Raw genomic sequence first — 14,845 nt, 5'->3', positions numbered from 1 at the left:
GCTCATGCTTACAAGCTGCATGGACGCCTCATTGTCTCCTCTGCTCAGTGAAAATCAGATCCTTCGCAAAATCACCGTGGAATCCGGCAAGACTGTCATTCTGGAAGAAGGCATCGGACATCAGATCACACTGGGAGTTGAAACTCCAAGTGTGCCGGGCGTGACACTAAAGCCAGAAGACCTGGGCTGGACGTTGAACGATGAAGACGGCGACTTTGAAGCCTCCAATGGCACCCTGCTGGTTCAGCCGGGCATCACTTCTGTCAGCTTTATCATCAAAGCCACCCGCGACGCCGTGATCGAAAGCGATGAAACTTTCGAACTTCGTTTCACTGGCGAGCGCTTTGAAGGCTTGGATAACAACGTTATTTCCTTTGTTGTGAAAGACAAAACAACCCGTGCCAAAGTGACTGCCGCTGCGACATTGGATTTCGGTCCGCAGATGAAAGACACGGTGATCGAAAGATCCGTGACCTTCCAAAACACCGGAGACGCTCCCGCGCAAGGTCTGACTCTTGGCACTTTGTCTGCTCCTTTTTCCTTTAAGGGTGGATCCTTCCCTGGAAACGGCGGGACTTGTTCCAGCACTTTGAATGGTCATACTTCATGCTCGGTTGTCATCACGTACAGCCCGACAGAGGTGAACACTCATTCCCAAACTCTGACTTGGAATTACACCAATCCCGATATCGCGGATAACGGTTCTTTGGGGATTTCGGGCCTGGGCGTGGAAGTTGCGGCTGTTCTGGGTGGTCGCCCGGCCAATCCTAGCAACGTGGAAGACCTGGACATCACTGTTTCAGGCACGAATGTGACTCATTACCGCTACAAAGTGGGCCCGCAAGGTTCCACAGACTGTGCGGTTTCTTCGGGCTATTCCACTGAAGCTGCTGTTGGTGCGAAAATCACCGACGATCTTGCCGCTTTAGCCAATCAGAATCTGAAAATCTGCGTGGTGGGTAAGGATTCCAACAACTTCTGGCAGCCGTTTACAGCGGCAACAACTTACAACTGGAACTACGACACGATTCGCCCGTCTGTGGTCATCAGCCAAAAAGCCGGACAAACAGATCCAACCAACACCCTGCCCATGCGCTTTAGCCTGGTGTTCAGCGAAGCCCTTGCTGAAAGCTCTTTAACGGATGCCGATGTCAGCTTCACCGGATCTGCCCTGGTTAACACACACACACTGACTAAAATCGACAGCACTCACTATGAACTGACGGTTTCAGGTGTGGATAACAACGGCGTGATCCAGCCTATTATCAACGCTGACAAGTTCTCGGACCTTGCCGGGAATCTGAATACTGTTTCTACAAGCTCTGACAATCAAGTGACCTATGACACCAGCGCACCGTCCTTGCCAACGTCTTTAAGCTGGATTCAAACGTCGCCTACAAAAGTGACTCCGGCTGCGGCAATCTGGACTTTGTCTGATTCCACCGACATCGCCGAACAAAAAATCCAGTACTATAAAGACGCGTCCTGCCTGCTTTTGGAAGGCACAGCTATTTCCCTTTCAACTTCTGCCACCACTCGCAATTTTGCCGGAGCGGATGGCGAAACTTACACGTACAACCTCACAGTCATCGACACTTCCGGGAACGTGTCCGTTTCTGCCTGCTCGACCGCTCTGACCATGGATCGCACGGCGCCGACAGTGGCGTCATTTAATCCCGTGACAAGTGTTCGTTCCAGCCTTCCAGCTTCCGTGACGGTAACTTTCAGCGAAGCCATGCTGCAATCGGCGGTTGAGAATGCCACGAACTGGGGTATCAGCTGCTCTGCAGGGGCGAATGTTTCTATCGCCGGTGTGTCAGCAGCAAGTGCGACTTCGGCCGTGGTGAATTTGACTGTGACGACATTGCCTGCCAATGCCGAGGTCTGCACCCTGACGGCAAAAACAACACTGACTGATTTGGCCGGCAACGCCCTTTCTGCAGCGGGCACAGTTCAGTACACGCTGGATCTTCCAGGCACTGTTGTTTCTGTGACATCTTCGTTGGCGAACGGTTCCTATAAGGCCGCTCAGGTAGTGCCAGTGTCTGTGCAGTTCACTGAAAACGTGACTGTAGCTGGCGGCACGCCAGAGCTTTTGATTGAAACCGGCTCCACGGATCGCGTGGCGACGTATATCAGCGGTACTGGCACGAACACTTTGGTGTTCCAATACACTGTTCAAGCGGGTGACAACTCTGCTGATCTTGATTACGAGTCTGTCAATGCCTTGACGTTGGCTGGCGCTACACTCAAAGACAGCTTTGGCAATGACATGATTCTGACTTTGCCAGCTCCGGGTGCAGCTGGTTCACTTGCTGCCAATAAAAATATCGTCATTGATACTCAAGCGCCTGATGCCTTTGTAATCGCTGGTGTGACTGGCGGCACCGATTCAACACAAGATGAATGGCTGACCAATGGATCTACGGGAACCGTTCACTGGGCCGCCGCTGCTGGCAGCACCCAGTATCTGGTTGAAATCCGCAGCAGTGATGCTTCCGCTTCTGTTTGTGCCCAACAGACCGTAGCCACGACATCCCACACCTTCACCGGGTGCACCCTTTCCAATGGCACTCAGTACACTGCACGCATTTCTGCCCGCGATGCTGTCGGGAATTCCACAGCCGCCACCAACAACGACTTTGTGTTCAATGTGAACACATCCGCGGTTATTGCCACCATTACGGGTCAACCTACGGGAAAAACCAACCAGACAACACTGAATATTGACGTGGCCGGGGCTGACGTTCAGACCTATCGCTATAAAGTAGGCCCTGCCGCATCCACAAACTGTGCGGTGGCGACGGATTATTCCGGCGATATCGCGATTGCCACCAATATCACTGACTCTGTCAATGGTTTGGGTAACACCGATATCAAGGTCTGCGTGATCGGTAAAAACTCGGCCAGTGTCGAACAAGCCCTGACCTCGGCGACCACGGCGACGTGGACACAGGATTTGGCAGCCCCGACTTTGACCATCAATCAAAAAGCCGGTCAGGCTGATCCGACCAACGCCGTCCCGGTGGAATTCACCATCGTGGCCAGCGAAGCCATTGCCAACTTCGCAGTCGCAGACATTACGCAATCCGGAACCGCTTCTGGCATCACCTGGAGTCTGACGACGTCTGATAATATCACTTGGTCCCTGAAGGCCACGGCCATCACGGGGGCCGGCACCCTGATCCCATCCATCACCGCCAATAAAGTGACGGATGCGGCTGGCAATAACAACACCGCCAGCACCAGCACTGACAATCAAATCACTTACGAGACGACCAAGCCGTCTTTGACCATCAATCAAAAAGCCGGTCAGACCGATCCAACCAACACCCTGCCAGTGGAATTCACGGTGGTCTTCACCGAGGCTGTCAATGCCAGCACCTTTACCGCGGCTGACATCACCCAAGGTGGAACGGCTTCCGGTATCACGTGGAATCTTTCGACTTCTGACAATATCACATGGACCCTGCAGGCCACCGCCATCACAACAGCCGGAACTTTGATTCCGTCCATCACAGCGGGGAAAGTCAGCGATCCGGCCGGCAATACCAACAACGCTTCGACCACGACGGATTCTACGGTGACCTATGATATTACGGCTCCGGCGAATGCAACGTCCCTGGCCTGGCAGCAGACGTCCCCGACGAATACCACCAGCCTTGTGGCTTCTTGGAGCAAATCCACCAGCACGGATCTGGCTTCACAAAAAGTCCGTTTCTATACAGGGGCTTCTTGTGACACGTACACCGGAACAGAAAACGCTGCGACCAGTTCTGCGACCACATCAAACTTCACAGGCGTGAACGGCACGACTTACACTTATCAGGTCATTTCTTTGGATGCTGCCGGGAACTCGATCACTTCGGTTTGTTCCAGCGCGATTGTTATTGACACCACGGTTCCCACTGTCACCACTGTTACATCCAACAAGGCCAATGGAGCATATACTGTCGGTGATGTTATTGATGTGCGCATCACGTTCTCTGAAAACGTGACTGTCACTGGAACTCCGTTGATTGCCCTGAACACGACCCCTGCCCGTTCTGCATCTTACGCTTCGGGCACCGGGACGAACACCCTTGTCTTTAACTATACAGTTCAAGCCACGGACACCGCGGCAGACCTGAATTATGCCGCCACCACGTCCCTGACAGTGGCTTCTGCCACCATTCGCGATGCCGCGGCCAACAATGCGACTCTGACCTTGCCGGCAACGGGGGCCGCGGGCTCTTTGGGCACGAACAAAAATATCGTGATCGACACGACCGCCCCAAGCATCACCACCTTCACGGTGACAAACACGACCCCGACGAACAGCACAACATTTAATATCACTTCGGCCGTCAGTGGCAGCCCGGCTACTTATTGTATTATGGAAAACAACACGGCCGTGGCATCGTGCACGTGGACAGCCGGAGCTTCACTACCAGCCACATTCACGGTAACGACTGTGAATGAAGCCAAAACACTTTATGCCTGGGTGAAAGATGCTGCCGGCAACGTCAGTGCAATGGCTAGTTCAGCATCGATTACCTTCGATAACACTCCACCGACCGCAACCCTGTCCGGCCAGCCCACGGGGTCCAGTGCAAAGTATGCACTGAATATTGATGTCAACGGCAGTGATGTTGTCGCCTACAAATACAAATTGGGTGTCGCTGGTTCCACGGACTGTACTGTGGCAACCGGATACTCGGCCTCTGAAATATCCAGCTCAACAAATATCACTGACAACATTTCCGCACTGGCTAATGGAAGCATCAAAGTGTGCGTGGTCGGCAAAGACACCGCTGGAAACTGGCAGACCTATGCGACTGCAACCGCTGTGACCTGGACTAAAAATTCTCCGGCTATTCAGTTTAGCGCTACGACATCCAGTGTTTCTGAATACAACGATCCGACGCTTACCGTGGCCGTCAGCATCCCGTCCGCCGTCGATATCGCCGTCAGTGTCAGCTATACATATTCCAATGGTTCCGCACCTTCTGCAACGATGGGATCTGACTATACCGCCACCAACGGCACGGCAACAATTGCGGCTGGCAGCACTTCCGTGAATATTTCAATTCCGATTCTTGATAACAGCACTGAAGAATATGACGAAACATTCAAAATCACCCTGAGCGGCCCGGTGGGTGGTTCTTTGGGGGCTAACACCGTTCACACCGTGACTATCACGGATGACGAAGCTCCACCGCTGGTCACGATTCAGGACGTTTACGTTGTTGAAGGTTCTTCCACCAGCCTGATGGCGACACTGTCGCATCCAACAGACAAAGGATCTGTCTCCATCAACTGGACGCGCGACACCTGCACCGGCACTGACTGTGCCACAGTTGGCACGGACTATACGATGCCAACCACTTCGGGCACTGCTTCTGTTGCGTCGGGGGCAACTTCGGTCACATTTGGCAGTCTGACAACAATCAACAACGCGGCTGACGAACTTTACAAACGCATTCCAATCAAAATCACCGGTATCACCGGCGGTACATCTTATATTTCCAACGCCGATATCTTTATCAACGACAATGACAGCCCGGCCGGAAAGGATGCCGTGGATGTTGTTGCCGGTGACAACCACACCTGCGCCCTGACCAGTAACGGTAACGTCTATTGTTGGGGCCACAATGGGGCCGCGCCCCTGGGACAAGGACACTACTATCCTAGTTCTTCACCACTGCTGGTTCCGTTGGCCGCCCCGGCCATGGGGATAGCTTCTCTCTATAATAACGTCTGTGCTGTGTTAAACACCGGGGCGCTTTACTGTTGGGGTCAGGGAAGTCATGGTACTTATCCGGGGGGTGGTTTTACCGGAACCAGCTCGATAAGCACTCGTTTGACACCAACACTTGTAACCGGAATGAATTCGGGTGTCACCCAAGTCAGCATTGGCTGGGGTAACTCTTGCGCCATTCAAAACGGGGCCGTTTATTGCTGGGGTATCAAAGAAGGTGGCATTCTCGGGGATCCAGCAACCGCCTCCCCGACAACAGCACCCGTCGCAATTCCAAGCTTGAATTCGGGCGTGACAAAAATCTCAAGTGGCCAGTTCCATGCTTGTGCCATTAAATCCGGAGGATTGTACTGCTGGGGGCAAAACTCCAACGGCGAAGTGGGTGTTGGCAGCACCACTCTGGTGGGCACGCCGACGGCGATCAACGGCCTGGGAACTGTCACTGATGTTTGGACGGGATACTATGGCACCTGTGCGAAAAACAATTCCAATCAGGTCTATTGCTGGGGTAACAATTCCGACAACCAGCTTTTAAGCAATACCACTGCGGACGTCACCTCGCCGCTTTTGATGGCGGAACTTGCCGGAGCCACAGATATTTACTTTGGTATCCAGTTCTGCGCAGCTTTATCCGGCGATTTGCATTGTAAAGGCAGAAACTATTTTGGCGAAGCCGGCATCAATCAGCCGACAGGAACCTCGGTGATTCCTTTGACTCCCGTTGTTGGAGGCTCTGGCGGTGTCACTGCCGTTGCGGGCTCTACAGGGGCTCACACCTGTTTCGTGCGCAGTGGCCAGGTTTATTGCACAGGATTCTCTGGATTCGGCCAGCACGGCGATCAGCAACCTCTGCAGTCCAATGCCCACGTTCTCAGCCCGAAATTCAGCGGTGCCAGCTCCATTTCCATCTTCACTGAGCATGCTTGCGGCATCTTCAGCGGGGCGGTGAAATGTCTGGGTGACAGCTACTATAGCAAAACCGGAAATCTGCTGACAGATCGTATTTATCAGGCTCCGACCCAGGTGAAAAATTTGACCTCTGGAGCCACCAAGCTTGTCAGTTCCAGCACCGGCACATGTGCCGTTGTGTCAGGCGGTGTTCAATGCTGGGGTCGCAACTTTATTCGCGCTTCAGGAAGCACGTCGGGAAATCCGAATATTCCGGCGGGACTGTCTTCAGGAGCTACGGACTTGGCAATGAGTTTTGGCAGCACTGTGTGCGCCATTAAGGCAGGCAAACTTTACTGTTGGGGTCAGGTTGATATCATCCCTTACTTGGACCTTGCTGTTGATTTCTATTATGCGCCCGTCGAAATCACCGCTGCTGGTTCCAATAACGTGTCCGTCACTTTGGGCCGCCATCATGCTTGCGTGTTGAAAACAGACAAAACCGTCTGGTGCACCGGCTACAATGCCCACGGTCAGTTGGGCCAGGGGGACACCACTGACCGAATCAGTCTGCATCAGGTGCCGGGTCTGACGAATGTCGATGAATTGCAGGCTTCCAGTTATGGAACTTGTGCCCGCATCGGAACAACGTCCATCAAGTGTTGGGGGCAAATAACAGGAAATGGAACCAACACCAACCAAAAGACACCTGTTGATATTGGAAGCTTCACCAACGTGACCCGACTGATCAGCGGTTACACCAACCACTGCGCGATCAACAACGGCGCCGCCTATTGCTGGGGCTTTAATCGCTATGACCAACACGGCTTGAATGACTATCAGACGAATGAATACCATTTTTCTCCGACGGCTTTGACGACTCTTAACGCCATCGGCACTGTGACTGATCTGGAAGTTCGTGGCGCTTATGGTATTTGCGGTAAAATTGGCACAAACTGGTACTGTTCGGGTATCGACACGAACAGCGAGCTGGGAACAAACAGAAAGCCGTTCCGTCTGGCGCCGGTTTCCATGGGGCCTTTCCCTAACTAAACCAAATCACTGCTTGATTAACCCTCTGCGTTTCTCCTAAATTTTAGGGGTTTACTAAACAGAGGATCCTCATGAAGAAACTACTTTTGTCCTTAATGGCCGGCCTTTTGGCGCCGACCATAGCCATGTCTCAATCCGAAGTAATCGACAACTCACAAAGCCCGCCCCGTCAGTGGAAGACGATTGAAAACGAATACGTTAAAGTCATCTATCCTGAAGCCTTCCGTCCCAAAGCGGTGTATGTGGCGAATCTCATCAAACACAACGCCGCCGTTGTGGGCCTGAGCTATGGAATCAGCAAACCGAAGAAAATCACCCTTATTATCCGCAATGAGGTGGCTCTTCCCAATGGTTTTGTAGCTCGCGCTCCCCGCCGCACAGAGTGGTTCAATGCCGGTGCCTACAGCCCCATGGTGGGATCTCTGGAATGGCTGCAGATTCTTTCCATCCACGAATACCGTCACGTACAGCAGATGGATGACTTCAATAAAAACACGGTTCGCTATTTCGATTACCTCTTCGGGGATCTGGGGCTGAATCTGGCCGATGTGATCTCTAAAAAACCATGGATGGCGGAAGGTGATGCCGTCTATGCCGAAACAAAATACACGGATGGTGGCCGGGGCCGGTCCCCGCGTTTCCTGACGCGTCTTAAAGGTATTTTGCTGGGGGGCGAAACCCCGACTTACGATCAATTTGTGAATGGGACCTATCGTGACGCTTTGGTGAATCAGTATGTTTACGGTTACGTGCTGATTTCCCGCGCGTATCAAAAATATGGTGATGATTTCTGGGAAAAACTGACCGACAAAATCACCCGCGGTCCCCACCCGTTCCGTCTGGAATCCGCGTTCAGGGAACTGACCGGCGTTGAGTTCCAGAGCTTCTACTATGAGACTTTCAACGAACTGCGCGAGGCATGGAAGAAAGACGCCTTCACCGACGCTCCCAAAACCGACTACACGGTAAGATTCAATCCCAAGGTTTCCAATAACAGTCTGTACTATGTGAAGTTTGACCTCAATACGGTCCCGGCCATCTACAAATCCACAGCACAGGGTGAAGAAAAAATCGCCGAAGTGCCGTATTCAGAAGACTTAAGCCGCATTGACTATTCCGGCACCCATGCTGTGTACACGGATTATGTGCCTCACCCGCGCTATGGATTTGAGGGCTCGGCAAATCTTGTTCTGGTGGATCTGACCGGTGGATCGAAGTCCTACATCACTTCAGGACGCCGCCTTTACAATCCGAAATTCAGCGCCAGCGGTAAATCCATTCTGGCAGCGGAGTTCAATGACAAGATGACCTGGGACATTCAAGAAATTGGTTTTGATGGAAAGAACCTGCGCACTCTGTCCCTTAAAGACCTTGATCTGATGGAGGCCGCTTCGCTGAACGGGGATGAAATTATCGCCGTGGCTTCCAACAACACCGGACACAAGGCCTTGATTCAGGCGCGCTTCGGTTCGGATCAATATAAGGTGCTTTTGCCGTTTTCCCGCAACAATATCTTCTGGCTGCAGACAAACTCAAACCAAGAAATTCTGTTCGAGGCACAGTACAAAGGCGCCAACGAAATCTTCCACGGAAACACCCTGGGTGAATTCAGGCAATGCACCCAGAGCAAAATTTCTGCTTACGCTCCAACCTTTGATGGAACAAGCCTGGTTTACACCGAAGAAACCCCCTACGGAGCCCGTACCAAGAAAGCGGAGTTGAGCTCATGCGCGGCCCTGCCGGCTTCCCAACTGGTTGACTTCAACTATCTGGGCGACAACCCCAGTGATAATTACAACAAGTTCCAGCCGGTACCACTGAGCGGCCAGGAAACCTTCTACACGGCGGATTCTGCCAAATACACCGAATCAGACTATGGGATGTTTGATGCGCGGGGTTTCACTCCGCACACCTGGAGCTTCTTTGGCGGTCGCGGCTTGGCTTTGACGGTGATCACGGACAACTATCTTCGCGATTTCGGTTCCGCCATCACGGTCGGTTCTGATGGCGAGGAAAACACCCCATTTACTTCCGTCAAGATCGACTTTAAACGGTACTGGCCGGTCTTCAGCATTCTGGGCGACATCCGCAACCGTGCTGCCGATGTGAATCTGAACACGCAGGAACTGACCTGGCGCGAGGGCTCTTACGGTTTGGGCGTGGCCTTGCCGTATGCCTTTAAACACCACCTGTACAACGGATACCTGCAGGTTGATTACTCTGCGAAGCTTTTAAAAACGGAAAGCTTCCGACTGGACAAGGTGTCTGTGCCGGGATCTCAAGCTTCCACTTACGCGGATCAAAAAGTGGGCCTTTTGTTCTCTTACACCAAATCCGCGCAGCACCGTGCGATTCTGCCTCCGCTGGGGGTCGACGTTCAGGCGTTCTATGAAGACGTGGATGGAGTGTCCAACGAAGAAGCTCCGGGTTCTTACCGAACTTACGGACAGGTTCGTCTGTACCTGCCAGGCTTCCTTGCTAATAATGGCATTCGTCTGACTGGGAATGGACAGGAGAACCGCGAAGGCACCGGCAATTACATCTTCCCGACTCCGGCATTCAATCCGGTGGGTTACATCTATTCCCGTGGCTTTGATTACCTGCCGGCAGATCGTTTTGTAAAGGGCAGCTTCGAGTACATGTTCCCGCTGTCTTATCCGGACTACAACCTGGGGGCGTGGATCTATTTCAAACGTCTTTATGGAAATCTGTACATGGATCACACCAAAGTCATCCTTGGCAACAACAACGCCAACCTGAACAGTTATGGTGCAGAGTTGATCGCACAATCTGTGATCTTCCGCTTCCTGCCAATCGACTTTGGCTTCCGCTATATTCAGAAAGTGGAACCGGCCGAGGGTGAAGGTGAAATCTTCCTGGGCACGAACTTAGCTGTGTTCTAAATAAAAAAGGCCTGCGCAATGCAGGCCTTTTGTTTTTCGATCTTAGCGACCGACAGTTCCGGGAATCCCGTCAAACATGATCCCCACCGTAAAGTAAGAACCCGACAGATCCAGAGAGTTCACACTGGTGCTGACCGAACCGGAGCGCTTCAGGTCATCCACCTTGTTGTGCTCAATAGCGCCTTCAAATACAAAATAGAATCGCTTGTAACCCAAAGCCAAAGAGACTCCCGCCGCAGCGTAAGGGGATGCATACCAGCTCTCTCCGACACTCTTGGTGTAGTCACCGTTTTGTGCCAGAGTCTTCATCGTGACTTTCGTATTGGTGCCGCCAACACCAGCAAAGGCATCGACGCGATAGAAGTCCTCACGAACAATGGGGACACGTGCAATCAGCAGGAACGCATCCTGATCAATTTTGGCAGAATAGTCGGTATTAGGGTCGGCCGGATTTTCTTCACTGTCAGCGAGCTTCTTGGCATAACGAGCGCCCACATCCAGATATTTCATCACAGGATAGGTAATTTCCAGACCCAACTGTGTGACGCCTTCAATTTTTTTCATGGATTGAGCTTCCAGACTGTCATTCAGTTCATCAAGCTTCACACCCGTCATTCCCGCAAAGAAGCGGGCCTGAACCGGGATTTCCACCGCGGCGGACGCCGTGGCAGACACGATCAATGAAAACAAACCGACGACAACAGAGCACTTCATCATAAAATCTCCTCATGAAGTCCTCATCGTAAAAAAGATCTTTGGGGGGCTCAAGTCCGGGCCTCAGGATCCCATCCATTTCTCGACCGCAAACGGAAGGTTGTTTTCAGGACTATGAGGCGTCAGCAATGAGCCCTCAAATCCCCACAATAAGCTTGCGCTAAGCCCCCTAAAGCACTACAAAAAGTGCCGAAACTGGTGGCATTTTTTCCGGCACGGATCTTGGAATATTCCCCACTGGAATGACCCAAACCCGTTTTTCAGTGTCGGTATGGCACTGAAATGCAACCTGAGAGCAAAGGGCGTAAATGAGAACGTTTAAAACGAACACACCACCAAGATTTTTTTCATCCCTGTTGATTTCAGCTTTGCTGTTCACTGCCTGCAGCCCCTCGGCTCAAGCTCCGAAGGATCAGATCTTCAATTCAGACTTTCTGGAAGGACTTTACAGCAACCGCCCCACTGTTGAAGATCCGTACATCTTTATAGTCAAACTTTCCAATCCGGCATTGCTTGAAACAGCCCAAAGAAAAGACGGCAAACTGGTCATCGACAAAAGACTTCTTGCCGCAATTCAAGCTGAGCAGGAAGCCACGATCGAAGAACTTAAAAAGATCTCTTCTGACATCAAAGTTCTTATTCGCTACAAACTGGTGCTAAACGGTTTCGCGGTCTGGGCTCCCGCCAACGTCTATGACAAAATCAAGGCTGTTCCCAACATCACTCTTTCTGAAAAAGCCGGTTCTTTCGCCCGCCCTTCTGAAGATGAAATCAACCTGAAGGGCCTGGTTGGCAAAAACACCTCCGTGAAATTCATCGGCTCTGAGGCGGCTTATGCCCAGAACATCCGTGGCCAGGGCATGCGCGTGGGCGTGATCGACACAGGTGTCGACTACACTCATAAAATGCTGGGTGGTGAAGGCACGGAAGAAGCCTATAAAGCGGTCAACCCAAACGAAACTCACCCCTCCTTCCCGAACAAAAAAGTTGTGGGCGGTATCGACATCGTGGGCTCTGAGTACAATTCAGGCGCCCCAAACCCTTTGAAGCGCATTCCGGTTCCCGATGCCAATCCATTGGATGAAGCCACGCACGGAACGCATGTGGCCGGCACCGTGGCGGGCGTGGGTGATGGTGTAAACACTTATGATGGTGTGGCTCCGGATGCGGATCTTTATGCCATCAAGGTTTTCGGTGCCAAAGGCTCCACCAGTGATGAGGTCGTGATCGCGGCCCTTGAATATGCTGCCGACCCAACAGGGGATCTGACTTTCCAAAAACAACTGGACGTTGTGAATCTGTCTTTGGGCAGCGGTTACGGCAATCCTCATATCATGTACAACCACGCGATCAAAAATCTGGTGCGTGGCGGAACTGTTGTTGTGGCGGCCGCGGGTAACAGCGGGGACCTGCCATACATCGTGGGTGCCCCTTCTGTTTCTGATGACGCAATTTCTGTCGCCAACAGCATCGACAACATGAACCAGAACGTGCTTTTCCCGGCGGCAGAATTTGCTGTTAATGGTGAGGCGCTGATCGTGGAAGCCACAGAGGGTGCCATCACCAAACCTTTGGCTGATGTGACTGATCTGAAAGCGGAGCTGGTCTATATCGGCACCGCTGCCAAACCTTTGGATGAGGCGACCAAAGCCCGCCTGCTTGGAAAAATCGCCTTCATCGACCGTGGTGAAGTGAACTTCTCGGTTAAAATTCAAGTGGCCCAGGACAACGGCGCTATCGGTGTTGTTGTTGCCAACAATGCCGAAGGGGCTCCGATCGTTATGGGAGGCGACGGGAAATTTGACATCCCAGGAATCATGATTGATCTGACCTCTGCAAAACGCATCAAGGCCGCCTTGGCACAAGGCCCGGTTGAAGCCAACCTTAAAACCACGGCTCAGATTGAAAAACCGTGGATGGCGGACACGATCTCCCCGTCCTCTTCCCGCGGTCCCCGTTCTGAAGACGGCATCATCAAGCCTGAAATCTCGGCTCCGGGAACGAACATTATCTCTGCCGCCAGCGGTGCTGGTGAAAAAGGCGCAACAATGACCGGAACCAGCATGGCCAGTCCCCACATTGCGGGTGTGATGGCGTTGCTGAAGCAAAAGTACAACACACTTTCACCGGCAGAGCTGAAATCAGTCTTGCTGGCGCACGGCAAGGTGATCCACGCAGCAGACAAAAAGGTTTACTCCGTCAGCCGTCAGGGGGCCGGCCGTGTTCAGGTGGCTGAATCTTTGAATGCCAAAATTGTGACGGTTCCGTCTGTGATCTCTTTTGGTATTACTGACGTTGAAAAACAAAAGACCCTGGCCAAAGAAATCGTTGTCAAAAACATCAGCGACGAGACTGTGACTTTGACAGCTCAATGGTCCGGCTCTGAGGCCCTGCAAATCACGGCAGCAACTGTGACTTTGGCAGCAGGCGAATCCAAAACTGTTCTGGTTAAGGGAAAAATCAACAGCTCTTTGATGCAAAACTCAACAGACGAGCTGGATGGCTTCCTGACCTTCAAGGCCCAGGACAAAACTTTGGCACAACTGCCGGCTTTAGCAGTGACTCGCAAGATTTCCAAAATCTCGGCGTCTCCTGTTGTGGTTCACTCGTCTTCCAAAGCAGACAGCGCTGGCAGTCTGGCGGAAGTGGTTCTGAAAAATGACAGCGTGAATCCGGGTGAAGCTTACCTGTTCAACCTTTTGGGTGCTGACGGCCGTAAGAAATCTCCGAAGCAGGACCTGGTTCACAACCGTAACTGTGACCTTCAGTCTGCGGGTTATCGTGTGAATGAGTCTGACAAAGGCCGCGTGCTGCAAGTGGCTTTGAAGCTTTATGAAGGCATGACCACTTGGCAGCGTTGTGAAGTGAACGTGCAAATTGATTCCAACGGTGACGGGTTGGCGGATCAGGAGCTGGCGGGACTGCCCGCTTCGGACCTTCCAGGCATGACTGGGGATGAGTTTGTCAGCCTTCTTCTGGATGGCAATCAGGCCCGTGAAATGCGTCGTCAGTATGAAAAAGACTTTGTCACGGATCCAAGCAAGGCCAAAGAAGACTACAGCGGGGCGGTTTTGGACATGCGTGGCATGGGTGTCTTTGACAACTCCACGCTAGCAATCATCGAAGCTGATATTTCCATGCTTTCCTTTGCAGAAACTGGCGAAATCAGCCTGAAGGTCTCTACGACCCACGGTGACAACGGCGCCATCGAATATGACGACTATCTGGGCGAGCACAGCTCTCAATGGGAAAAGGTTTCTGTGAATACGAATGCTCAGGCCTACACCCAGATTCCGGAAGTGATCGAACTGGAGGCTCAAAGCAGCACAACCGTGAACCTGATCAAAGGTTACGGCGCTGGCGACCTGATCCTGTACGCTCCTCAGAATCGCTCGGTTCGTGACGTTCTGCTTGAGGACAACCAGTCCCAGCTGATTCCAGCCACGTTCAGCGACGAAAATTAATTTTAGTTTGAAATTTTCGCCAACATCCATAAACTTAAAAGGGGGATCTCAAGTCCCCCTTTTTCTTTTCAAGGATGGTGGAT

Annotated in this window: 4 protein-coding genes; 3 read left to right on the top strand and 1 reads right to left on the bottom strand. The window is 52.3% G+C overall.

Translation table 11 applies throughout. The features are described 5' to 3' along the window. The first annotated feature begins 19 nt into the window (after positions 1-19). A complete protein-coding gene (locus tag BD_RS06570) occupies positions 20-7,681 on the top strand; it encodes a Calx-beta domain-containing protein (RefSeq protein WP_041583710.1) in 7,662 nt (2,553 codons plus the stop codon). 71 nt (positions 7,682-7,752) lie between these two features. Then, positions 7,753-10,584, top strand: coding sequence for a hypothetical protein (locus tag BD_RS06565; RefSeq protein ID WP_011163937.1), 2,832 nt, complete (start codon positions 7,753-7,755; stop codon positions 10,582-10,584). A 42-nt stretch (positions 10,585-10,626) separates the two neighbouring features. Here BD_RS06565 and BD_RS06560 read toward each other — a convergent pair whose 3' ends face one another. Next, positions 10,627-11,301, bottom strand: a complete 675-nt coding sequence (locus BD_RS06560; protein WP_011163936.1) for a hypothetical protein — start codon at positions 11,299-11,301, stop codon at positions 10,627-10,629. Between the two features lie 305 nt (positions 11,302-11,606). On the opposite strand from BD_RS06560, the gene BD_RS06555 reads away from it, so the two are divergent. Continuing rightward, positions 11,607-14,762: a S8 family serine peptidase gene (locus BD_RS06555; protein ID WP_011163935.1), complete on the top strand. Its 3,156-nt coding sequence runs from the start codon at positions 11,607-11,609 to the stop codon at positions 14,760-14,762. The last annotated feature ends 83 nt before the right edge of the window (positions 14,763-14,845 follow it).

The sequence above is a fragment of the Bdellovibrio bacteriovorus HD100 genome, assembly GCF_000196175.1.
GTDB classification, from domain to species: domain Bacteria; phylum Bdellovibrionota; class Bdellovibrionia; order Bdellovibrionales; family Bdellovibrionaceae; genus Bdellovibrio; species Bdellovibrio bacteriovorus.
The sequence above is the reverse complement of the archived record's forward strand: the minus strand, read 5'-3'. Positions and strand labels throughout refer to the sequence as shown.